Annotated in this window: 23 protein-coding genes, 1 other RNA gene and 1 pseudogene; 5 read left to right on the top strand and 20 right to left on the bottom strand. The window is 54.1% G+C overall.

What is annotated here, in order from left to right:
- The 7 genes and pseudogenes from ACEW72_RS13725 to rpsB form a co-directional block, all read right to left on the bottom strand.
- A pseudogene (locus ACEW72_RS13725) lies at positions 1 to 374 on the bottom strand (1-deoxy-D-xylulose-5-phosphate reductoisomerase); the annotation flags it as partial.
- Positions 371 to 1063: a phosphatidate cytidylyltransferase gene (locus ACEW72_RS13720; protein ID WP_373476952.1), complete on the bottom strand. Its 693-nt coding sequence runs from the start codon at positions 1061 to 1063 to the stop codon at positions 371 to 373. The pseudogene ACEW72_RS13725 and the gene ACEW72_RS13720, both read right to left, overlap by 4 nt.
- Complete coding sequence (gene uppS, locus ACEW72_RS13715) at positions 1060 to 1782, bottom strand: polyprenyl diphosphate synthase (protein ID WP_373476951.1); 723 nt, start codon at positions 1780 to 1782, stop codon at positions 1060 to 1062. The genes ACEW72_RS13720 and uppS overlap by 4 nt, the downstream gene beginning before the upstream one ends.
- Before the next feature lie 43 nt (positions 1783 to 1825).
- Complete coding sequence (gene frr / locus ACEW72_RS13710) at positions 1826 to 2383, bottom strand: ribosome recycling factor (protein WP_373476950.1); 558 nt, start codon at positions 2381 to 2383, stop codon at positions 1826 to 1828.
- A gap of 3 nt (positions 2384 to 2386) precedes the next feature.
- The gene (gene pyrH / locus ACEW72_RS13705; RefSeq protein ID WP_373476949.1) at positions 2387 to 3112 is read right to left on the bottom strand and encodes a UMP kinase; all 726 of its coding nucleotides are present in this window, start codon (positions 3110 to 3112) and stop codon (positions 2387 to 2389) included.
- 111 nt (positions 3113 to 3223) lie between these two features.
- Positions 3224 to 4150: a translation elongation factor Ts gene (gene tsf, locus ACEW72_RS13700; RefSeq protein ID WP_373476948.1), complete on the bottom strand. Its 927-nt coding sequence runs from the start codon at positions 4148 to 4150 to the stop codon at positions 3224 to 3226.
- 158 nt (positions 4151 to 4308) lie between these two features.
- Complete coding sequence (gene rpsB, locus ACEW72_RS13695; protein WP_373476947.1) at positions 4309 to 5187, bottom strand: 30S ribosomal protein S2; 879 nt, start codon at positions 5185 to 5187, stop codon at positions 4309 to 4311.
- A gap of 140 nt (positions 5188 to 5327) precedes the next feature.
- Here rpsB and ACEW72_RS13690 point away from each other — a divergent pair, with 140 nt between their 5' ends.
- The gene (locus tag ACEW72_RS13690; protein WP_373476946.1) at positions 5328 to 5798 is read left to right on the top strand and encodes a hypothetical protein; all 471 of its coding nucleotides are present in this window, start codon (positions 5328 to 5330) and stop codon (positions 5796 to 5798) included.
- A 110-nt stretch (positions 5799 to 5908) separates the two neighbouring features.
- Complete coding sequence (locus tag ACEW72_RS13685) at positions 5909 to 6157, top strand: hypothetical protein (RefSeq protein ID WP_373476945.1); 249 nt, start codon at positions 5909 to 5911, stop codon at positions 6155 to 6157.
- A 74-nt stretch (positions 6158 to 6231) separates the two neighbouring features.
- On the opposite strand, the gene ACEW72_RS13680 is transcribed toward ACEW72_RS13685, so the two are convergent.
- From ACEW72_RS13680 to ffs, 5 genes are all read right to left on the bottom strand, one after another.
- A complete protein-coding gene (locus ACEW72_RS13680) occupies positions 6232 to 6504 on the bottom strand; it encodes an HU family DNA-binding protein (RefSeq protein WP_373476944.1) in 273 nt (90 codons plus the stop codon).
- Between the two features lie 191 nt (positions 6505 to 6695).
- Positions 6696 to 9095, bottom strand: a complete 2400-nt coding sequence (gene lon / locus ACEW72_RS13675; protein WP_373476943.1) for an endopeptidase La — start codon at positions 9093 to 9095, stop codon at positions 6696 to 6698.
- 153 nt (positions 9096 to 9248) lie between these two features.
- Positions 9249 to 9584 carry a YbaB/EbfC family nucleoid-associated protein gene (locus ACEW72_RS13670; RefSeq protein WP_373476942.1) on the bottom strand — a complete coding sequence of 112 codons (336 nt, stop codon included), beginning with the start codon at positions 9582 to 9584 and terminating at the stop codon, positions 9249 to 9251.
- On the bottom strand, positions 9581 to 11302 hold the full coding sequence (locus tag ACEW72_RS13665; RefSeq protein WP_373476941.1) for a DNA polymerase III subunit gamma/tau: 1722 nt from the start codon (positions 11300 to 11302) through the stop codon (positions 9581 to 9583). Before ACEW72_RS13665 ends, ACEW72_RS13670 begins: the two co-directional genes overlap by 4 nt.
- 73 nt (positions 11303 to 11375) lie before the next feature.
- Positions 11376 to 11470, bottom strand: an RNA gene (ffs, locus tag ACEW72_RS13660) — signal recognition particle sRNA small type.
- Positions 11471 to 11607: 137 nt separating this feature from the next.
- Between ffs and ACEW72_RS13655 the strand changes: the two genes are divergently transcribed.
- Positions 11608 to 11958, top strand: coding sequence for a PilZ domain-containing protein (locus ACEW72_RS13655; RefSeq protein ID WP_373476940.1), 351 nt, complete (start codon positions 11608 to 11610; stop codon positions 11956 to 11958).
- Positions 11959 to 11960: 2 nt separating this feature from the next.
- Here ACEW72_RS13655 and ACEW72_RS13650 read toward each other — a convergent pair whose 3' ends face one another.
- The 8 genes from ACEW72_RS13650 to ACEW72_RS13615 form a co-directional block, all read right to left on the bottom strand.
- Positions 11961 to 13367: a glutamine synthetase family protein gene (locus ACEW72_RS13650; RefSeq protein WP_373476939.1), complete on the bottom strand. Its 1407-nt coding sequence runs from the start codon at positions 13365 to 13367 to the stop codon at positions 11961 to 11963.
- The gene (locus ACEW72_RS13645) at positions 13367 to 14710 is read right to left on the bottom strand and encodes an aspartate aminotransferase family protein (RefSeq protein WP_373476938.1); all 1344 of its coding nucleotides are present in this window, start codon (positions 14708 to 14710) and stop codon (positions 13367 to 13369) included. The genes ACEW72_RS13650 and ACEW72_RS13645 overlap by 1 nt, the downstream gene beginning before the upstream one ends.
- Entirely contained in the window at positions 14707 to 15933 is a 1227-nt protein-coding gene (locus ACEW72_RS13640) for an NAD(P)/FAD-dependent oxidoreductase (RefSeq protein WP_373476937.1), read from the bottom strand. Before ACEW72_RS13640 ends, ACEW72_RS13645 begins: the two co-directional genes overlap by 4 nt.
- A gap of 16 nt (positions 15934 to 15949) precedes the next feature.
- Entirely contained in the window at positions 15950 to 16318 is a 369-nt protein-coding gene (locus ACEW72_RS13635) for a cupin domain-containing protein (RefSeq protein WP_373476936.1), read from the bottom strand.
- A 4-nt stretch (positions 16319 to 16322) separates the two neighbouring features.
- Entirely contained in the window at positions 16323 to 17669 is a 1347-nt protein-coding gene (locus ACEW72_RS13630) for a glutamine synthetase family protein (RefSeq protein WP_373476935.1), read from the bottom strand.
- A gap of 97 nt (positions 17670 to 17766) precedes the next feature.
- Positions 17767 to 18486, bottom strand: coding sequence for a TorF family putative porin (locus tag ACEW72_RS13625; RefSeq protein WP_373476934.1), 720 nt, complete (start codon positions 18484 to 18486; stop codon positions 17767 to 17769).
- A gap of 324 nt (positions 18487 to 18810) precedes the next feature.
- Positions 18811 to 20196: a hypothetical protein gene (locus tag ACEW72_RS13620; protein ID WP_373476933.1), complete on the bottom strand. Its 1386-nt coding sequence runs from the start codon at positions 20194 to 20196 to the stop codon at positions 18811 to 18813.
- A gap of 267 nt (positions 20197 to 20463) precedes the next feature.
- Entirely contained in the window at positions 20464 to 20931 is a 468-nt protein-coding gene (locus ACEW72_RS13615) for an Lrp/AsnC family transcriptional regulator (RefSeq protein WP_373476932.1), read from the bottom strand.
- 130 nt (positions 20932 to 21061) lie between these two features.
- Between ACEW72_RS13615 and ald the strand changes: the two genes are divergently transcribed.
- Together ald and ACEW72_RS13605 are read left to right on the top strand one after the other, a co-directional pair.
- On the top strand, positions 21062 to 22189 hold the full coding sequence (gene ald / locus ACEW72_RS13610; RefSeq protein WP_373476931.1) for an alanine dehydrogenase: 1128 nt from the start codon (positions 21062 to 21064) through the stop codon (positions 22187 to 22189).
- On the top strand, positions 22186 to 23238 hold the full coding sequence (locus ACEW72_RS13605) for a LacI family DNA-binding transcriptional regulator (protein WP_373476930.1): 1053 nt from the start codon (positions 22186 to 22188) through the stop codon (positions 23236 to 23238). The genes ald and ACEW72_RS13605 overlap by 4 nt, the downstream gene beginning before the upstream one ends.
- Positions 23239 to 23290: the final 52 nt, after the last annotated feature.

The raw sequence follows: 23290 nt of genomic DNA, 5'->3' as shown, positions 1-23290 counted from the left end.
GCTTCCTTATTGGCGAGCGCAACGGTTTTGCCAGCTTCGATTGCGGCCATTGTGGGGGGAAGCCCTGCGCAGCCGACAATGGCGGCCATAGTCCAGTCTGCGCCCATTTGTGCAGCTTCGACCAGCGCAGCGGGGCCAGCGGCGGCGCGGATGTTGGTGCCGGCAAGCGCGGCCTTGAGTGCCGGATAAGCGTCCTCTTCCGCTACTACCGCCAGATCGGCGTCAAATTCCAGTGCCAATGCGGCCAGCTTTGCGGCATTCCCATTGGCCGTCAGCGCAACGACCCGGAACGAATCGCGATGTTGGCGCACGAGGTCAAGTGTGGAAAGGCCGACCGAACCGGTTGCGCCGAAGATGGAAATGGTACGGGTCATGGTTGGCCTGTCATCTGTAATATAACCACGAGCACGGCGGTAACACACAAAACGGCAACCAGGCCGTCCGCACGGTCAAACAGGCCGCCGTGGCCGGGGATGAGATTGCCTGAATCCTTGACCCCTGCCCGTCTTTTCATCCAGCTTTCAAAAAAGTCGCCTGCCTGCGCCACAACGGCAAGGCCGGCACCGGTCAGCGGTTGCCACAGGGCGAAGCCTTCGGTGTAATAACCCAAAATGCTGATAAACAGCGCAGACGCCGTCATTCCGCCAAATAGGCCGGACCAGGTTTTGGACGGGCTAATTGCCGGGGCGATTTTCGGTCCCCCAAAATTGCGGCCAGCAAAATAAGCACCGGTATCGGTTGAAATGACGAGGCCGATAAGACCCAAAAGGATGTAGATTTCCGCAAATTCCCGCAGAAAAACAAGAAAAGCTGTCGCCAAACCCACATAGGCTAGGCCACCTAATATCCAGAAAAATCGGACCACCGGTTGCGGCGTCAGACCGAGAACCAATTTGGTCCATTCAAATAACAGTCCGACGGTAATGAGAGCGATGAAGATCGCAAAAATCGGTCCGCCGATCCAGATGGCTCCGGCTGCCACCAGCAGCATCACCAAGCCCGAAAGCGTGCGGATGCCAAGGTCGGAACGCGGCTTGAGAATCGGCGCCTCTGCTTCGCTCATCGCCCGCCAAAGCGCCTTTCGCGGCCGGCAAATTCATCGAGGGCGCGTGCCAGTTCGGCCTTATCAAAATCCGGCCAAAGCGTATCTGTGAACCAGAATTCGGCATAGGCCGCCTGCCACAACATGAAGTTCGACAAGCGTTGTTCGCCCGATGTGCGGATCAGTAGGTCTAGCGGGGGCATATCGGCGGTGTCGAGATTGGCCTCAATTGACCCGGCCGTTATGGTACCTTGGGCGGCAGCAGCCCGGGCAGCACGAACCAGTTCGTCCTGTGCGCCGTAATTCAAGGCCACCGCCAAAGTCGTGCGGCTGTTATGTGCGGTCCGGTCGAGTGCATCGTCGAGCATTTCGACGATGTCCGGTGCAAGTGCTTTGTAATCGCCTATTATTTTCAAACGAACATCATTGGCCGAGAATTCATCAATGTCGGATTTAATGAAGCTCCGCATCAGCCCCATTAAATCGCTAATTTCATCTTCGGGACGCTTCCAGTTTTCACTAGAAAACGCATAGAGGCTGAGTGCTTCCAGACCGAGTTCACCAGCCGCCCTTACAATATTGCGAACCGTTTCTACGCCTTTTTTGTGCCCCATGGCACGCGGCAACATTCGCTTTTTCGCCCATCGGCCATTACCATCCATAATAATCGCAACATGGCGCGGCATCTTGCCGGTGCCCGCCTCGATACGGACATCTGTGGTGGCGGCTACGGCACCCATTACCGAACCAAAAGCACAAATGTGGATGAGGATGAAGCCAAGATCACTGGCTCATGATTTCCTTTTCCTTGTGCGTGGCCGCATCATCGACCGCCTTGATCATTTCGTCGGTCATTTTTTGCACTTCGGTTTCAAGACGCTTGCGGTCATCTTCGCTGATTTCTTTTTTGTTTTCATCGACTTTCAAACCGTCATTGGCATCACGCCGCACGTTGCGAATGGCTATTTTCGCCTTCTCCGCATATTGCCCGGCCAGCTTTGCAAGTTCTTTGCGGCGCTCTTCGGTCAAATCGGGAATCGGCAAACGAAGCATCTGGCCATCGGTTATCGGGTTTAGGCCAAGCCCTGCAGACCGTATTGCTTTTTCGACCGGGGTCACGTTGGACCGGTCCCAAACTTGCACCGACAACATGCGTGGTTCAGGCGCGCTAACGGTCGCGACCTGGTTCAATGGCATATTGGAACCATATACTTCCACCACTACCGGATCGAGTAAAGTCACATTGGCGCGACCGGTACGTAATCCGCTCAGGTCGCTCTTGAAAGAGTCGACAGCGCCCTTCATGCGACGTTCCACATCAGCTTTGTCATATTGTGGCATGGCTTAATTCCCTTCACTTTCCACCACGGTGCAGGTCCCACTGCCGTCTAGCACCTTCAAAATATTTCCACGTTCACGGATGGAAAACACCACGATCGGAATTTCATTGTCTCTGCACAACGCAACCGCGCTCGCGTCCATAACTTTCAAATTGTCGGCCAGCACCCGGTCGTAAGAAAGGCGTTCATACCGCTTTGCCGAGGCAACCTTTTTTGGGTCCGCATCATAGACGCCATCGACCGAAGTTCCCTTGAAGAGTGCATCACATTTCATTTCGGCTGCGCGCAAAGCGGCGCCGCTATCGGTTGTAAAATAAGGAGCGCCAACACCGGCTGCAAAAATAACAATCCGTCCCTTTTCCAAATGCCGTTCGGCTCGGCGGCGGATGACCGGTTCGCATACCTTGTCCATTTCGATTGCGGACTGCACGCGTGTCGGCACGCCAAGCTGCTCGAGCGCGTTTTGCATAGCCAGGGCGTTCATGACCGTTGCCAGCATTCCCATATAGTCAGCCTGCGCCCGGTCCATGCCCTTGGCCGCACCGGCCATTCCACGGAAAATATTACCGCCACCAATAACAAGGCATAGTTGCAGACCCGTATCCTTGGCAGCCTTCACCTCTTCGGCGACGCGGACAACCGTTTCCGGGTCGATCCCGAAAGACTGTTCGCCCATCAAAACTTCGCCCGACAATTTCAACAAGATGCGGCGATAGCCGGTTACGCCCATATAATCCTCAATCCCCGATACGATAATGGCGTACAGCTATAGGAGCCGCACGCCACATCGCCAAGTGTATAAACCTAACTATTGCAAATGGGGACAGTCCCCGATGTTTGCTTAGGCGCCAACCGCTGCTGCAACTTCAGCAGCAAAGTCGGACACTTCTTTTTCAATACCTTCGCCAAGCTGGAAACGGACATAGTCCTTCAGCACGATCGGCTTGCCGGCTTCCTTGCCAGCGGCAGCAACGACGTCGGCAATCGCGGTCTTGCCATCCATGACGAACAACTGGCTAAGCAGTGCGTTTTCTTTCGCAAATTTCTTAACCGCGCCTTCAACCATCTTTTCGACGATATCGGCAGGCTTGCCGCTCTCAGAAGCTTTTTCGCGGGCGATGCCACGCTCACGCTCCAAAGTGTCGGCGTCAAGGCCGCTTTCGTCCAGTGAAAGCGGGAATGCCGCAGCGATGTGCATGGCGAGCTGCTTGCCGAGGCCGTCAAGAACGGCGGCATCTGCTTCGCTTTCCAGCGCAACAAGGACACCAATACCACCCATGCCAGATGTGGCAGCGTTGTGGACATAGGAAACGACGCGACCGTTGCTGACCGACAGCGAAGCTGCGCGGCGGATGACCTGGTTTTCACCGATGGTCGCGATATTCTCGGTCAGCTTTTCCTGAACGGTGCCGCCGCCGGGATAGGCCGCTGCGAGGATCGCTTCAGAGTCGTTCGCATTCAAACCAAGTGCAACGTCTGTGACCGAACGCACGAAATCCTGGAATTGTTCATTCTTGGCGACAAAGTCGGTCTGGCTATTCACCTCAACAGCGGTGCCCTTGGTGCCTTCGACGGCAACGCCGACAAGACCTTCAGCCGCAGTACGGCTCGATTTCTTGGCTGCGGTTGCGAGGCCTTTGGCGCGCAACAGATCGACAGCTGCTTCCATATCCCCATTGGTTTCTTCAAGCGCCTTTTTGGCGTCCATCATTCCAGCGCCGGAAAGCTCACGCAATTCCTTGACGGCTGAGGCTGTAACTACAGACATAATGTGTCCTTTCGAATTTGGTTGGCGAGGCAAAATGCCCTCTGCCCTTTGAATGTGTCATCCCCGCGAAAGCGGGGATCCATGGACTGACCACTAGGCTTAAACCGGCAGTTCAGGCCATGGACCCCCGATCAAGTCGGGGGTGACAAGGTTTGATTTCAGACCTGAGCTTCAGGCGCTTCTGCGGCAGGTGTTTCGTCCGCAACAACTTCAGCTATCGGCGCCTCTTCGGCTCCAACGGCTTCTTCCATCGTTGCAGGTGCATCTTCAGCTACCGGAGCGGCTTCGGTCAACGCGGGCTCTGCAGCCGGTTCAACTTCGGCACCGAGGTCAACGCCCTTGGCGACCTTTGCACTGACATTGCCCTTGCTCGATGCGGTTGCAATCGCATCGCAATACAGACGGATAGCGCGCGCGGCGTCATCATTGGCGGGAACAGGGAAGGCGATGCCGTCTGGCGACACGTTCGAATCGAGGATCGCAATAACTGGAATACCAAGAACATTGGCTTCCTTGATCGCGAGTTCTTCCTTGTTGGCGTCGATCACGAACATTACGTCCGGAATGCCGCCCATATCACGGATACCGCCCAAGCTCATTTCAAGCTTGTCGCGCTCACGGGTCATTTGAAGAATTTCCTTCTTGGTGAACCCGTGCGTATCGCCCGAAAGCTGCTCTTCAAGCGTTTTCAGCTTTCTGATCGAGTTGGAAATGGTCTTCCAGTTGGTGAGCATGCCGCCCAACCAGCGATGGTTGACGAAATGCTGACTCGAAGCGCGTGCTGCGTCAGCGATTGGCCCCTGCGCCTGGCGTTTAGTGCCGACGAACAGGACCTTGCCACCCGACGCTACGGTCGAAGCAACGAAATCGAGAGCGCGTGCAAACAAAGGCACGGACTGCGACAGGTCAAGAATGTGGATGCCGTTGCGGGCGCCGAAGATATACGGCTTCATGCGCGGGTTCCAACGGTGGGTTTGGTGGCCGAAATGGGCCCCAGCTTCAAGCAATTGCTGCATGGTAACGACAGGTGCCGCCATGGTACTTCTCCTTCCGGTTGAGCCTCTGGGAAACTAGAACGTCACACAGCCCTGAAAGGGAGCGATCCGCACCGGTATGTATGTTTCCCATGTGGAATGAGCGGGCGGTTAGATGGCAGAATAAGTTTAGTCAAGCACCAATGCCGATTAACATCAGGTTCACCGGCGCGATCTCATGTGATTTTACCAAGGATCAAGACAACATTAGGAGAAATTTGTTGGCTTCAATCAAATCAGTGATGTTTTTGTGCACCTTCGGCATTTCAGCCGCAGCTTATTCCCAAAACTCCCCGATACCAGATACGTCCGAAATGCCGGAGCGCATTTCTTTCCTGGTGGCGTTTGGTGAAGAGAAATGCCGGGAACCCGTTGGTGACGAAATTGTTGTCTGCGCGAATGTGCCTGAAGGAGAGCGCTATCGCATTCCGTTGGCATTACGAACAAAAGAACGGGTTGTTACCGACCGTTCCTGGTCTTCCGCTGTAGAAACGCTTGATACATTCGCGGCAGACCTTCGGCCCAACAGCTGCTCTGTCAATGGCTCCAACGGATTTACCGGTTGCACACAGAAATTGCTGCAACAATGGTTTGCCGAACGGCGGGGGAAATAAAGGCCTTGACAGAATAGAACAAATAGAGAACATATGAGCTCTGTCGTCCATAAAGTAACAAGCAAATCCCCGTTTATGGCCGAACCCGGGGTACTGAAAGGATCAATGCTATGATCGTCGTTGTAGGCCTCCTCTTTGCAACCGCTTTTCTCTCCTCGATATATGTTATTACAACAACCATCGGAAACGCATTGCCCCGGGTACAACAAGTTGTTGCACTCGAATTCGGACCTGCCACTGCCTTTGAACGCCGGATCACTTTTGGCGAAATAAAGGGGCGTAAGTCGCTTCCAATTGCCGAAGTTATTGCATTCCCGCGTAAAGCTGTCGTGGAAGTTGACTATCTTTTGGCAGCCTGATCAATTCGTGGATCAGCCAATAAAAAGGGCGGAAGCTTTCGCCCCGCCCTTTTATTAATCAGAAACCCTGAAGTTTAGTTCACGGCATCCTTAAGAGCCTTGCCGGCCTTGAACTTTGGCTGCGTCGATGCCTTGATGGTCATCGGTTCGCCAGTGCGTGGGTTACGCCCGGTTGACGCCTTGCGCTTTGCAACACCAAAAGTACCAAATCCGACCAAGCGGACTTCATCGCCCTTTTTCAAGGTGCGTGTAATGGCTTCAAATGTTGCTTCAACAGCCTTCCCTGCATCAGCTTTTGTAAGTCCGCTTGCGTCCGCTACGGCATTCACGAGATCTTGTTTGTTCATATTGGGAACCCCCCTCTGCAAAAAATAATTGAGACTCATTTATTGTTTAATTGAGTCGCGGCTTAAGCCGGTTGCGGGATAATGATGAGAATGTGCGCGCTGTCAAAGGAAATATCGGCATAAAACCGTCATATTCTGTTAAAAACACGACGTATAGCAATCACACCCTCAAACACTGTGCTGTTTATGCCCTAATGTGTAACCGAAGCGCCACTATCATTAGCAATTGCCTGAGGAAGAGCGGCTGCTAATTCATCTGCTTCAGTCCACTCGACCGGGATCAAGGGCGAAACCAAAGCCCGCGCCAATACTTGATCAACATGGCTTACCGGAATAATTTCGAGGGCCTCTTTGATGTTATTTGGAATTTCTACCAAATCTTTCTCGTTATCCTGAGGGATCAAAACAGTTTTGATGCCGCCACGTAAGGCCGCGAGCAATTTTTCCTTTAACCCGCCGATGGGCAACACGCGGCCGCGCAGTGTAACCTCGCCCGTCATCGCGACATCACGATGCACCGCAATTCCGGTTAGTGTTGAAACGATACAAGTCACCATGCCAACACCTGCTGACGGACCGTCTTTTGGAACTGCGCCCTCCGGCAAATGGATATGCACATCCTTGCGTCCGAACAAGCTAGGCTTGATACCATAGCTGGGCGCACGCGCCTTAACGTAACTCAATGCAGCCTGAATGGACTCGCCCATCACCTCACCGAGTTTACCTGTAGTTTTGATCTGTCCTTTACCCGGTACAGTTACCGCTTCTATGGTCAGCAATTCACCGCCGACTTCGGTCCATGCCAGTCCGGTCACCGCACCTATCTGGTTTTCCTCTTCGCCCATATCATGGCGATATTTGCGGACACCCGAAAAGTCCGCCAGATTTTCTGGGGTAATCGCTATGCTTTTGGCTTTGCCTTCCAGTATGCGCCGCAGCGCCTTACGTGCGAGTTTCGCAATCTCGCGTTCAAGGGTGCGAACACCGGCTTCACGCGTATAATACCGGATCAGATCGCGGAGGGCATCGTCCGAAACCGAAAACTCTTCGGGCTTCAATCCGTGGGCGTCCACCTGCTTTTCAAACAAGTGGCGCTTGGCAATTTCCAACTTTTCATCTTCGGTATAGCCTTCGAGCCTGATGACTTCCATCCGGTCGAGCAATGCCTGCGGCAAGTTCATGCTGTTTGCGGTTGTCACGAACATGACATCCGATAGATCAAGATCGATCTCGAGATAATGGTCATTAAACTTGTTATTCTGTTCCGGATCAAGCACTTCAAGCAAAGCCGAAGCTGGGTCACCTCTGAAATCCTGACCCAATTTGTCGATTTCATCAAGCAGGAACAGCGGGTTCATTGTGCCCGCCTTTTTAAGATTGGCTGCAACCTTACCCGGCATCGAACCGATATAAGTACGACGGTGCCCGCGAATTTCAGCTTCATCGCGCACGCCGCCCAACGACTGGCGTATGAACTCACGCCCCGTTGCCTTGGCAATCGACTTGCCAAGTGAGGTTTTACCCACACCGGGAGGGCCCACCAGACACAGGATCGGACCTTTCAACTTGTTGGTCCGTGCTTGCACAGCGAGATATTCGACGATCCGGTCCTTGACCTTTTCCAAAGCAAAATGGTCGGCATCAAGAACGCCTTGCGCGGCGGCAATGTCACGTTTCAATTTCGACTTTTTACCCCACGGAATTCCCAGCAAGGTATCAAGATAATTGCGAATAACGGTGGCTTCAGCCGACATCGGCGCCATGCCGCGCAGCTTTTTCAATTCAGCGTTGGCTTTTGTTTTTGCCTCTTTCGACAACTTCATTGTATCGATTTTGGTCTGCAACTCGGCGACTTCATCGCCGCCATCGCCATCATCATTACCCAGTTCACGCTGGATAGCCTTCATCTGTTCATTGAGATAATATTCGCGCTGGGTCTTCTCCATCTGGCGCTTCACGCGGCCACGGATTTTCTTTTCGACCTGCAACACACCCAATTCGCCTTCCATAAAGGCAAACGCCATTTCCAGGCGGCGCATGGGATTGGATTCGACCAGCAACGACTGCTTGTCCGACACCTTTAACTGGATGTTTGCTGCTACCGCATCTGCGAGCGCGGCGGGAGTTGCGATTTCAGTCAATTGCACCGCAGTTTCTGCCGGCATTTTTTTGTTCAGCTTTGAATAATTTTCAAATTGCTCCGTTACCGAGCGCATCATCGCTGTTGCTTCCGGGCCCTCGGCAACCTGCTCTTCTATCAGGCGCACTCCGGCTTCGACATAATCGCTGCCACGTGAAACCAATTCGCGGAGTTCGGCACGTTGCTTACCCTCGACCAACACGCGGACCGTGCCATCAGGCAGTTTGAGCAATTGCATGATCGTCGCAGTTACGCCGATATCGTATAGATCGTCCTTTTCAGGATCATCTTCCGCAGGATCAAGCTGCGCCACCAGGAAAATTTCCTTGTTGACCGACATCGCTCTTTCAAGGGCCACCACAGATTTGTCGCGGCCAACGAATAAAGGAACAATCATACCAGGGAAAACAACGATATCGCGCAACGGCAACAGCGGAAGGTTCAATTCCATATATACTCCAATTGGCGGCCCATAAAGCGGCGCCCGCCTCATCGCTCCCAATATGTGTGCTTTTGCGCCTCTTTCAATGAGTTTGCGTTAACTCGGCGTGATTTGTTGGGGAAAAGACGTGGCAATAGCTGCTCCCGCCTCCCCAAATCGCGCCTAAAAAGGCAGTTTGAAGCCAGCTGGCAAAGGCAATCCACTCGACATTTTACTCATTTCGGCATTGCTCGCTGCATCGGCTTTATCGCGCGCATCATTGAATGCTGCGGTTATCAGGTCTTCAAGCATGGTCTTGTCGGCTGGCACAATAAGGCTGTCATCGATAGCGACGCCCAATATTCGGCCTTTGGCGGTTGCACGAACCTTGACCAACCCGCCACCGGACACACCTTCAACCTGGATACCGTCTAGTGTAACCTGCGCTTGTTCCATTTGCTTTTGGATATTTTGCGCGGCTTCCTGTGCGGCTTTAATCATGTCTTCCATGCTTTTCATGCACGTTTACTCCATTTGGCTTCATTTTCATCGCTGTTGATCAGCTCGGCCTCCGGGAAAGCGGCGAAAGCTGCTTTTACCAGAGGGGATTCCAATATTATGCGACGCTCTGCTTCGGCTAAAGCCCGTTCTGTTTCCAAAAGGCTTGGACTGGATGGGCCTTCACGTTCTTCAAGATCCCAGCGTGTTCCCGTTACCTTTGCCAGCGCGTCGCGTAATTCAGCTACAAAATCAGGCCCGACCGGCCCTGCCAACTGATAGGCGAGTAAAGGAGGAGAATATTCGACCAACCGCACGACATCCCGCAATGTCATTTCAATACTGACATAGCCTTCTCTCGATAACCGTTCGAGCATCGCTTCAAAGTTGGCCGGCATCAACGATTCGACCTTGGCGGGGGAAGGCAAATCTAGCGCAGTCGGGGCCGAGGCCGGAGGTGCAGTTGGAAACCCGCCTTGCGTTATCATTTTTGCCAGCTCGCCCGGATCAGGCAAGGTAGCCGCATGAATGACCCGCAATAGCGCCATATCCGCGGCATCCAATGGCACCGACGCGCGTGCTACCTCTTCTTGACCCTTTAGCAGTAATTGCCAAAGGCGATGTAAATTGGGGAATGAAAGCTGGTCAGCATGGCCTTCAACCAACTCCGCAGCCCCTGCGTCAAGCGCACGATCATGGGGAGCGCCCACTTTGGCGAGTGTCAAACGATGAACCTCGGACAAAAGCCCTGCAAACATTGCAAGCGGCTCTACGCCCAAATTATATTGGGCCTTGGCTTCTGCCAGCATGGCGATCGCATCACCCGTCAGGATGAGCCCGAACAGACGCCGTATGGCACCGCGGTCGGATAAGCCCAGCATATCGCGCACCTGCGATGCTGTGACCTTGCCGTCGCCTTCCATGTCGGCATGGGCTATCGCCTGGTCTAATATAGACTGGCCATCTCGCGCCGACCCTTCGGCCGCTTGCGCGATTAGAGCCAAAGCTTCATCTTCGGCATTTACGCCTTCATTGGTACAAATCATTCTGAAATTCTGGATCAAAAGTTCAGGCGTAATCCGCTTCAAGTCAAATCGCTGGCACCGCGACAGGACCGTTATAGGAACCTTGTTCACCTCGGTTGTGGCAAAAAGGAATTTCACATGGCCGGGCGGCTCTTCCAACGTTTTCAACAATGCGTTGAACGCGTTTTTGGACAGCATGTGCACTTCGTCGATAATGTAGATTTTATATCGTGCAGAGACGGCGGAATAGCGAACGGCCTCGATAATCTCGCGCACATCGTCAACGCCGGTATGGCTTGCGGCATCCATTTCAATTACGTCGATATGCCGTCCTTCGGCAATGGCGACACAAGGTTCGCACACACCGCAAGGATCAATGGTCGGGCCACCCTGTCCGTCGGCCCCGATACAGTTCAAAGCCTTCGCAATAAGCCGTGCTGTCGAGGTTTTCCCGACCCCGCGAACGCCTGTCATCAGGAAAGCATGGGCCAGACGGTCGCGCCTTATTGCGTTGCCAAGCGTCTGCACCATGGCATCCTGACCGATCAGTTCGGCAAATGTCTGTGGGCGATATTTTCGCGCCAGCACCCGATATGCCGCGCCACCGGCGGATACAGGTTTGGCCTCTTGGGGTATATCCAGACCAAGTCCGAGGGCATCATCGAGCATATCCGGATCACGTTCGGCGGTATCTATTTCAGGTGAATCGTCCATCGGTATCATGTTAGGCTGCGTCTATACCAATGTCGAAGATGTTTTCTTGCCGCTTGGGACCGCAAAGGAAATAAAATTAGGAGCCGAATGACCCGCAGCGAATTCGTTGTGGCTGCTTCCGTCAGGATCTGACCAGGTTGGCGAGTGCCACGTCCATCCGACTCCCGCCGCGCATATGGCGAGAGAAGCATCAAATTGCAAGTGCAGCGTGAAGCGCATATCTGGTAAACAGGCTCTTTACCGTGAATTGAAATAGATCATTTATTTAGATCGGTTATCCCATCTTATTCATGTTGGGAGTATCGATGATGATTATCTCGCAAAATTTGGAACGAGCTTATATGCGTTATGAAGACGCCGCACAGGAAGATCGCAGTGCTCCGCGCGTAAAGCTGCATATCCCTGCACAAATGCGCCCGTCAGGTTCGCCCTCTTTTTCCGTCGTGGTCAAAGATCTCTCGCTGTCCGGGGTTGCGTGTGAAGCGCTGACCGGCATGTCGGCTGGCACCCGTGTATGGCTGACATTACCCGGCTTGTCTGCGCTTCAGGCAAAGATTGTCTGGAATGACGGCACGATGGTCGGTTGCGAATTTGACACGTTGCTAAACCTTGCGGTTATGGAAAATGTCCTCGCCCGCTTTCCGGTTCAGGCGTAAAATTAGGCGTTTCGCAAGTACCAGTCATAATCGATTGATGGTACTTGTCCAAAATAGCGATCCTGTTCGACACGCTTCACAATCGTAAACATGTCGACAAAACGTTCGCCTAAATAATCACGCATCAGGCCAGACGCATGGAACCGATCGACCGCCGCGAACCAGTTGCTGGGCGGTTTATCATCGCCTGAGCTGTCCCGATCATAGCCGTTGCCGACAACCGCGACGCCGGGATCGAACTGATTGACGATACCGTGATGAATCCCCGCCAAAACACCGGCAACCGCCAGATAGGGGTTCGCATCCGCACCACAAGCGCGATGTTCGACATGGCGACTGGCGGGCGGGCCTGCCGGAATGCGGAAGGATACTGTCCGGTTGTTGACTCCCCATGTTGGTGCGACCGGCGCATAGCTGTTCGCCTTGAACCGGCGGTAGCTGTTGGCGTGAGGGGCAAAAAGGGCAAAGCAATCGCCCACGGACGCGATCATGCCGCCGATGGCGTGGCGCAACATAAGCGTGCCTTCGGGATCTTCATCGGCGAACATATTCTTTCCGGTCGCGTCATTCATCGACACGTGGATATGCATGCCGCTTCCTGCCTGCTCGGCAAAGGGCTTGGCCATGAAGGTGGCCTCCAGACCATGCGCCTGCGCCACCGCCTTTACGACGCGCTTGTACATGATGGCATCATCGCACGCGCGCAGAACGTCGGGTTTGTAGCGCAGCGTCAGCTCGCATTGCCCCGGCGCAAATTCCGAAATGGCGGATTCGAGAGGCAGGCCCTGAATATCGCAGGCTTCGTAAAGTTCGTCGAAAAACGGGCGAAAATCATCCAATTCGCGCAGGCCATAAACTTCGATCATCTGCGGCGTCGTGCCGCTATATTCCGGACGCGCCGGACGCACCGAGCCATCCCGCGCCCTTTTGGGGTCGAGCAAGTAAAATTCGAGTTCCACCGCCAACGCAGGAGTCAGGCCCATTTCGGTAAAGCGGTCGACCACAAGACCAAGCACATGGCGAGGGTCCAGATCGTGCGGCTGGCCATCCAGCTCATAAAAATCAACCATGAACTGCGCGGCGTTATCACCCGCCCATGGTGCCTTGACCAAAGTGCCTGGAATCGGCTTCATTGATCGGTCGGCATCTCCATCTTCCCAGACGAGGCCGGTTTCAACCGTGTCCTGACCTGTTATATCAACCACAGTTATAGAACCCGGAAAGAAACGGCCGATTTCATAAACCGACAACACCTCATGTTGCCGCAGGCGTTTGCCGCGAGGGACACCGCCGAAATCGGTATAGATCATTTCGACGGAATCGATATCCGGATTGGCGGCAAAAAAAGCCTCGGCCTCGCTGCGTGGCGCGATGGTTGCAGATGATTTGGCGCGTCTAATCATATTCATTACTCCAATAGCTCGCCTACACAGGAATCAAGCGCTTGCAAGAGGCGATCAATTTGCGCCTCTTGTGTAACGGGACTGAGCAGCATCATATTGTGGAACGGCGCGAGCAATATGCCGCGATTGGTAAGGTAGAGATGAACTGCGCTTTCAAGGGCATGATCCATCGCTTCCCGCGCTTCGCTGCCATTGCCGGGCGGATGCGGGGCGCAGACAAATTCGACGCGCGCGCCCACATGGCTGACATGCCACGGCAAGCGATGAGTCTCTATGACCTTGTTGAGCCCCAAAACCAGCCTGTCCGCCATGGCCAACATATGGTCATAAGCTTCCCGCGTAATGACCTGCCCCAGCATGGCATGCATCGCTGTAATTGCCAACGCATTGGCCGACAGGGTCGTCCCGATGCCGCTATGTCCCGCGGGACGCGCCTTGTTCAGCGCCTCCATATGGGCCGAAATTTCGGAGGTAAAGCCATAGACAGCGCACGGCACGCCGCCGCCGATGGACTTACCTATGACCATGATGTCGGGCATCGGCCCATATCTATTGCTATGCCCGCCATAGCCGGACGAGATCGTGTGCGTTTCGTCGAATACTAGCAAAGTGCCGGTTTCGCTGCACAACCGGCGCAGTGTTTCCAAATAGCCCGGCGCGTCGCGGACCATACCGATATTGGTCATCACCGGTTCCGCCAGTACACAGGCAATATCGCCGCCCCGTAACGCGGTTTCCAGCGCCGCCACGTCGTTGAACTCGATAGCAACCGTGGTCGGCAGCAAATCCTGCACTTGCCCGATCAGACTCGGCCGGTTGACCGCAACACCATCACGCAAATCGACAAACACATCATCGACCGCGCCATGATAACAGCCATTGAAAATGAGGATTTTGCGGCGTCCCGTTAAACCGCGGCACCAGCGAATGACTGCGCGGTTTGCCTCGCTGGCGGTTGTCGTCACCTGCCAATGGGGCAAGCCGAACATCCTGGCCAGCATATCGCCCAATTCCGGGCCCTTGGTCGTGGGCAGCATGTAGCTTAGCCCCCGCCCTGCTTGATCGGCCAATGCGGCGGCAAGTGCGGGCGGGGAATGGCCGAACATACTCGCCGTGTCGCCAAGGCAAAAATCGTCGAATGGCTGTCCGTCCAGGCTGGTTAGGGTGGCGCCTCGTGCGCTGGCTGCGACTATCGGAAAGGGGCTTGGCCAGTCCAGCATCCAATGGAACGGAACACGCTGGAACCAGCCATTGGAGTTATCGAAACAGCTTTTCGACTTCGGGTTGGCCTCCACGAAACGAGCGACCTCGCGTGCGCGCAGTGCGTATAATGTGTTCGGATCAATCACAGCCGGTCTCGCAAGGCATAATAAAGCAGACCCAAGGTGGCAAGCGGCCGAGCAAGCCATTTGCTCCCGGGGAAGGGTTGGTGCGGGAGATTGGCAAAGACATCGAAGCGCTCCATCGTCCCCGTTACCGCCTCCGCCAGCAATTCCCCCGCCAGCGTTGTAACCAGCGCACCATGGCCGGAAAAGCCATGGGCGAAGAATATATTCCCCTGGCGCCCCATATGCGGGAGACGGTTCATTGTGACGCCCACTGCGCCGCCCCATGCATAATCGATGGGCGTGTTGGCCAAGGATGGAAACACCTCGACAATATGCTTGCGTACAAATGCCGCGATGTCGGCGGGCGGGGTTTGCACATATTTTTCGCCTCCGCCAAAGATCAGGCGTTTGTCGGCGGACAGGCGGAAATAGTTGAGCACAAAGCGACTGTCCGCCACCGCCGCATCGCTGGGCAGCAAGGCCTCCCAATCTGCAAGGGGCGTGGTGGCGATGTTATAGTTCATGATCGGGATCGTGTAGCGACCAAGCTTATCGTCGATGTCATGCATCCAACTGTCGGTCGCCAAGATCACATGCGGGGCATTCAATTCCCCGGGTCTTACAAAACTATTCTCGAAAATAGCAACGCCAGCCTTTTGAGCGGCGGCCGCCATTCCCAGCGCATAATTCAGCGGATGGAAATGTCCGCCTTGCGGGTCATAAATGCCACCATGATAACCACCGCCGTTGATATGCTGCCCCAGATCCTTCGGCTGCACAATTTCGCTTTCCCAACCAAACTCCTTTTCCAGATATTCGGCTTCGCGCTGCATCACATCGAAATGGGCGGGCTTGTAGGCGGCCTCCAGATGCCCGCTCTTCAAGTCACATTGAATGCCATGTCGGGCAATCCGGTTTTTCACCCGATCGACCGCACCATAGGCCAAATCGAAAATTGCCTGCGCCCGTTCGCGTCCGAACTCTTCATCCAGCTCGCGCATCGACCAGCGCAGGCCGGGGATCAGTTGCCCGCCATTACGTCCCGATGCGCCGTAACCGATGGTCTTGGCTTCGAGCAGTGCGACCTTCAGACCCTTTTCCGCGCAGGCGAGTGCAGCTGATAGCCCGGTAAACCCACCTCCGATGACCGCAACGTCATATTCCCCCTCGCCCGTGAAGACGGCCTGCGTCTCCCACGCGTTGGCGGTGGCACGGTAATAGCTGTTGTTGAGAGCATCGGTCATGGAAAGGATAGCGGACCTAGTCCGTACCCTCTGCCGGTGATCCCAGATCGATGACATAGAGCTTTCGGACTGGTGTCAGATTTTCCCAAATGCCTTCGAAGCCGGGTTCGATTACCAGATTGCCGTCCGGCCCTGCTTCAGTAACAATGCCGTCATCGCCGATCAGTCGCACTTGGCCCTCCAATATGCGGCAATACTCCCACTCCGAATAGGACACGCGCCACGCCCCCTCCCCGCAGCTCCATTCGCCGAAATGTTTACGGCCATCGGCGGATTCATAAGCATTACGCGTTTCGCCACGCGGACTGCCACTTACGACCCTATCGGGTCCAGGCGCGAATTCCTCGGCTTGGGCAATTTCTATGTGGATACTGCGTACCGTCACCAGATTATACCCGAAGCAACAAATGCTCGCGTTCCCAGCTGCTCACCACCGACTGGTAGTTGAACAGCTCATAATCTTTAACCGCATAAAAAATATCGAAGAAATCTTCGCCAAGCAAATTCCGCACTGGCTTGCAGGCCGAGAAGCGATCCAGAGCCGCTTCCAAGGTGCGGGGTAGAGTGCGCGCACGGTTATAGGCACTTCCGGTAATGGCTTTGGCTGGAACCATCCGTTCAACCATCCCGATATAACCGCATACCAGCGACGCGGCCATCGCCAGATAGGGGTTGGAATCCGCACCCGGCAGGCGGTTTTCGACGCGGCGGTTTGCCTTGTCCGAAATGGGAACGCGGAAGCCGCAGCTGCGGTTATCCTCACCCCATTGCACGTTGATCGGCGCCGCGCTGTCAGGACGCATCCGGCGAAAGCTGTTAACGTTGGGCGCCCAGAGCGGGGAAATCTGCGGCATGAATTTGACCAGCCCTGCAATATAGCTGCGGAACAGTGCGCTATCTTTGCCGTTTGCGTTCGAAAACAGGTTCTTCCCCGTCTCGGAATCTACCACCGACTGGTGAATATGCATTGCGCTGCCCGGTTGACCCGCCATCGGATTGGCCATGAATGTCGCATAGACACCATGCTGCTTGGCAACTGCGCGTACGACCCGCTTGAAGAGGAATACTTGGTCGGCCAATTTGAGCGGGTCGCCATGAATGAAATTTACTTCCAACTGCGCGGCACCCATTTCGTGGATCATCGTATCGATATCCAGCCCCATCAGCTCACAATTGTCGTAGATATGATCGATGATATCTTCATATTCATTCATCGCCTCCAGCCCGTAAGGCTGGCTTGCGGTTTCGGCACGGCCGCTTGAACCCGTTGGCGGAACCAGTGGAAAATCAGGATCGGTGTTTTGCGATACGAGATAAAACTCGACCTCGGGCGCGATGATCGGTTTCCAGCCTTTGGCCGCATATAGGCCAAGCACCTTCTTCAAAATTGTCCGCGGGGCCAAGTCAACTTCGGTCCCATCGCCATTAAAGGCATCGGCTATGACAAAGGCGGTAGGTGATTTGAAACCGGGGGCGACACAAATCGTGTCAGGGTCGGCGATCAATATCTTGTCAGGATCCTTGTCCCAAACATCCTCGATATCTTCGGGATAGTGGCCATCTATGGTGCAGATAAACACGCTACCGGGAATACGGAGCGATTTGTCACGAACAGATGACAGGAATTTTTTGGCAGGCAACACCTTGCCGCGTTGAACACCATTTATGTCAGGAACGATGCACTCGACTTCGTCGATTTTATGCTCTGCGATCCAACTCGCGAGATTGACAGACATTTTTTTCACCAGCTTTCAGTATGCTGGATAAGGACATGCCGGACTTGAAAGGTCAAGCCCGGCATGAGAATTTTTGCGAAGAACCTGAAATTCTAAATTAGAATCCGTAGTTCACCGAGAAAACAATTCCCGCTTTCGAATCTTCAAATGCGAAAATCGAACGGCGGTTTGTATCAACATAAGATACGCCGAGTACGAAGCCATATGTTTCAGCCGTCAAGCCAAGCGACCAGTCGACCTTTTCATTTCCAGCAGTAAATGCACCATCTTCAACGCCGATCGAACCGACGACCGAAAATGGCGAATCCGGCAAGGCGATAGATGCGCTGGTACCGTAATAGATGTTGTCGCTATTACCTGTGTTGTCCTGGCTTGGAACGTAGGACAATTGCACGCCAACTGTTGCCGGACCAAAAGTTGAGCCCAGCTTCCCGGTGAACTCAACGTAGTTGAGACTGGAAACACCAGGGTACAGATAATAAGTTGCGCCGATATCATAGGTCAGATCTTCGCCGCCGGAAAAACCGGCATAAAGGTCTATCTCAACATCATCGCCGGTGTTTTCGGACAGGTTTGATCCCCATGCGCCGACATAAAATCCGGATTCGTGGCTGATGGTTATTGTCGGCTGGACTGCAAAATCCTTGTCCGACAAGGTAACACCGCGGAAACGGTAGTCGGAAACAACAGTGACACCACCAGAAATGGTGATCGGGCCGGATTCTTCTTCAGCCTCTTGCGCGAATGCTGGTGTTGCTGCGGCGAATGCGCCCATTGCAACGCTGACCGCGGCCAGTTTCAAAATCGAGTTACGCATAAAATACCCCTTCTTAGGTGCGTTGTAAAATCAGCCGGAGGCAGGTGTAAAAACAACCGCCGGCAAAAGCCGTTCTCTTCCCGCTAATTCTATTGCCTGCGCTATCGTTAATTTTTATTTACCAGCGCTTATTGTGCAACTGCACACAAACATCAAAAGAACATGCAATCAAGCAATTTAGTACTTCCGCCAATGTCCTTTTTGGTAAATGTGACAATTTCATCACAGTTGTTTTGGCAATCCACGGCTATCGCACCTTGAAGAATTACGTCAGCTAGCATCATATTGAAAAAGGCGGCCCCTGTAAGAGCCGCCTTTCCAATTTTAAACTGATCCGCCCAGTGAGGCGCCGGTATTGAAGAAGTCATGCACTTCTTCACCAATTGCCAGACCCAAAGGAACGCCGCCAATATTTTCGGACGGATCACGCGGCAGGCCATCAAATCGCCAATGCACGCCCAAATAAATCCGGCTGACTGAATTTTCCCAAACCGGACGGGCGTAATTGGTGAAGGTTATGGGTACGAGTTGCCGAACGGAACCATTTGAATCCACCGAAATGCCATTCAGTTCATCGGATACGAAGGTGAAGGTTTCATCCGCATTCGCAGCGCCAAGTGTCGTTTCTTCTGCCATCACTTCGGCTGTCGTCATCGGGGTTGCCGCCGTATCAAGGGCCAAGCGAAGCGATTGGAACAATGCTGCCCCGAATGTCGCGTGCCCCGATGGATAAGCCGGAAATGGCGGCGTAAATGTCGACCGGCCTGTCACATTGGTCTGTGGGGCACCCAATGGTGACCAGAACGGATCCCCATCGCGCGCACCTTCAGCGCGCACTCCGACGACCGGACGCCACAGATCGAAAAGATATTTGTAATACCAGGCATCAATACCGGCATCGGCCATTGCGACATTTACCTGGGCGAAAACTTCCGCTGTGCGCGCCACACTTAGGGATTTGCTTGCAACAATTTTGCGGGCAATCTGATTGTATAGACGGGGCGGAACGCCCAGGTTCATAACACCATCATAGGCCCAATAAACCCCGATCCGTTCCTGTTCGGCGGTCCTGCTGCGACGATCCTCAGCGCCATATTGCACCACCTCATCATAGTCGGCTTTGTAACCTGCATCCGACAACAGATCAGACGCGCCCTGGCCGGGATACGGATCCAATGGCTTGTGCGCGACACCGGTAAACCTGGTTACATCACCCCAAGCCAAACCAAGCCGCGGTTGGCCTGGCATAAATGGGTCAGCGCGATGCTGCCCGTAGACAGGCGAAACGACCTGTGGCGGGGTCAACATAACGTCCGAACCATCATTTGAACGTGCCACCAAAAGCGCATTGGCGATCTCTTCCCCATAATTGAACCGGGCGTTGTCGCCACCGTCGTAACTATCGTCGATAAAATCGGCATATCGCGGATACATTGCCTTTAATGTGGTAACCGCAGCACCGGCCACGATGTCATCCACGGACCCGGCGGGCGGTGCACCGACGGTGTGCGCGATACTCTTCTTGTTAAGATACGCAGCAGCCGGAAGACCGTTTCTGAAGGCAACCGCATCGTGAATGGCAAGATGCACAATAGCCATCGCCCTCGATGTTCTGATGGGTCCCGGTTGTTGGCTATTGGCATAGCCACGTGTAAAATCACGGCGCGAACATTCAAGTAAAACGCCATTCCAAAACAGAACTATATTCATAATATTCTCCGAAGCAGGTTCGGCGCAATAGCCACGCGCCCGCATATCACGCGTCGCGACCCGTGATTCGAATGAATTATCCAGTATATTTAATTATAATTGTATCGATCTAAACTTAATTAGTTGAATATCGATGGAGTGATATTAGGATTGGTATTTTACAATTTATAGGATGAAATTATCATCAATAAAATTTTAACGACATTCTATCGACAAATTTGCATTGTCCGTCGCTTTATTACATTCCGGCAAGCATCCATGTCGATTTTATACCAAAAGACGCGGCGGCACCGTTCGGTTGACTACTTCACGTAATGCAAATGCGGTTTCGATACGCGCCACTCTTGGTAATCGGGCTATTTCCTGACGATGGATGATTTCATAATCCTCAATCGAGGAAGCGCGCACAACGACGAGATAGTCATTACGCCCGCTCATCAAATGACAGCGTATGATCGACGGGCTATCGGCAACGGCGGCTTCAAACGCAGCCATCGCCTCTTCGCTTTGGCTGTCGAGCGTAATGGTCACCATGACTGTCGCCCCCATCCCTAACTTACGCAAGTTCACGTCGGCTCGATATCCGCGCAATATGCCCGCATCCTCCAGCGCCTTTTGTCGCCTGGCGGCCGCGCTTGGCGACAAGCCCGCAGCATCGCCCAGTTCCTGCTGCGTTGCCCGGCCGTTTACGACTAGAGCGCGTAATAACCTGCGGTCTGCTCGGTCAAGATGCATATTTTCATCGCCTTTATGGAATAATTCGCGGAATATATGCGCGAAGTATCAATAAATGTCGAATCTTTGCGGATTAACGGTGTGTGGACAATGCTAATTCTTCACACAGAGACTCAATAGGAGAAGCAAAATGCGTGTCGGCGTTCCCAGCGAAATCAAGGTACATGAATATCGGGTCGGCTTAACCCCCGGTGCAGTGCGCGAATATATCGCGCGCGGCCATCACGTGGTTGTGCAATCTGGTGCGGGTGCAGGCATTATGGCGACAGACGACGCCTATCGTGCCGCCGGTGCGGAAATTGCTTCGACCGCGGCCGAGATCTTCGCTGGATGCAACATGATCGTTAAGGTCAAAGAACCCCAGCCTTCGGAATGGGTGCAACTTCGCCCCGACCAGTTGCTGTTTACCTATCTTCATCTTGCCCCGGATCCCGAGCAGGCGAAGGGTCTAATTGCAAGTGGCTGCACGGCTATCGCTTACGAAACGGTCACTGACGATAAAGGCACCCTGCCCCTTCTTGCACCCATGAGCGAAGTCGCGGGTCGGCTCGCTATTGAAGCAGCCGGTGAGGCTATGCGCCGGAGTGAAGGCGGCGCGGGCATATTGCTTGGCGGTGTACCCGGGGTTCCTGCAGGACGTGTTTGCGTCATCGGTGGTGGCGTAGTCGGGACACATGCCGCGCGTATGGCTGTAGGTCTCGGCGCTGAAGTAACCGTCGTTGACCGCTCCATTCCCCGCCTGCGCGAACTGGACGAGCTATTTCAAGGGCGGGTACGGACCCGTTATTCAACTCTTGAGACGATCGACCATGAGATCAGTATAGCCGATGCCGTCATCGGCGCTGTGCTTATTCCCGGCGCAAGCGCACCCAAACTTGTCACCCGTGCCATGCTGAAACATATGAAGCCCGGGTCGGTGCTCGTCGATGTTGCTATCGATCAAGGCGGCTGTTTTGAAACATCAAAAGCAACAACCCATGCCGAGCCGACATATGTCGTCGATGGCATCATCCATTATTGCGTCGCAAATATGCCTGGCGCAGTTCCACAGACCAGTGCAGCAGCGCTGAACAACGCCACATTGCCATATGGATTGGCATTGGCCGAAAATGGCGTGGGCGCGCTGCACTCCCTATCCGAAACCGGCCGCGGCTTGCTCGCCGGACTGAATATCCACAAGGGCAAAGTGACCAGCAAGGCCGTCGCCGACAGCCTTGGCCTCGAATTTGTAGCACCGGAAACCGCGCTCGCCGCGTGACTTCGGAGCGCGGTGGTGCTAACCGGCGCGGCATGGGCAAAGAGGGGCGGATAACAGCGCATCAGATCGCGGCGATGCTGGGGGTGTCACAACCCACAGTATCGCGCGCGTTGCGTGGCGACAAAAAAGTCAATGAAGACACCCGCGCCCGCATCGTCGCCTTGGCAAACGAACTCAATTATTCGGTCGACCACAACGCTTTGCGCCTTCGCACGCAACAGACTTATTCTATTGCCTTGGTAATTCTGTGCCGCCGGGGAGAAAACAAGGCGAACATCAATCCATTCTACCTCTCGTTGCTCGGCTGCATCGCCGCATCGGCTTCGGAGCGGGGCTATAATCTGATCGTCTCCTTCCAGGATTCTCCCGCCAATTTCTTCGCCAACTATACCGGCAGCCGCCAGTCCGATGGCCTGATCGTGATTGGCAGCGGCCAGAACATCGAAGGCTGGCAGTATTTCGGCGAATATGCCCGGCACAAAACGCCGATGATTTGCTGGGGCGCGAGCAAGCAAGACCTGATTTCGATTAAAAGTGATAATGCCCAAGGAGCAAGGCTGGCGATCGAACATTTGTGTGCCAGTGGGTGCAAATCGATCGTCTATATCGGGCCGAGCGAGAGCGAACAGCCGCAATTTCAGGACCGGATAATTGCCTATCGCAGCATAATGCGAGAGAAGAATTTGCAAGCTATTTGCCCCCCTCTCCCCGAAAATGCCGTTCGCGAAGAGCAAGGTTATGAAGCCGTAGGCGCATTAATACGCGAGAAAGTGATATTCGACGGCCTTTTTTGCGCCAACGACTTCATCGCTTTGGGCGCAATGCGTGCTTTGGATGAGCATGGCATCGCTCCTGGAAAAGACGTACCTGTTATCGGCTTTGATGGAATCGCGACAGGTGGCTACGCGCAACCCCCGCTGACTACGATCGAACAAGATTATTACCGTGCCGGTGAAATGCTGGTGGAGGCATTGGTCGCGGTGTTGAACGGGAGAGAACCCGACACTACGCCCGTCCCTGTCAGATTGTTACAACGCGAAAGCGCTTGAAGCATATAGAGAGACCTTAGGCATCGCCTGATCTTGAAATGAACGAGCGGCA

The organism is Sphingorhabdus sp., from assembly GCF_041737645.1.
GTDB lineage: Bacteria > Pseudomonadota > Alphaproteobacteria > Sphingomonadales > Sphingomonadaceae > Sphingorhabdus_B.
The sequence above is the reverse complement of the archived record's forward strand: the minus strand, read 5'-3'. Positions and strand labels throughout refer to the sequence as shown.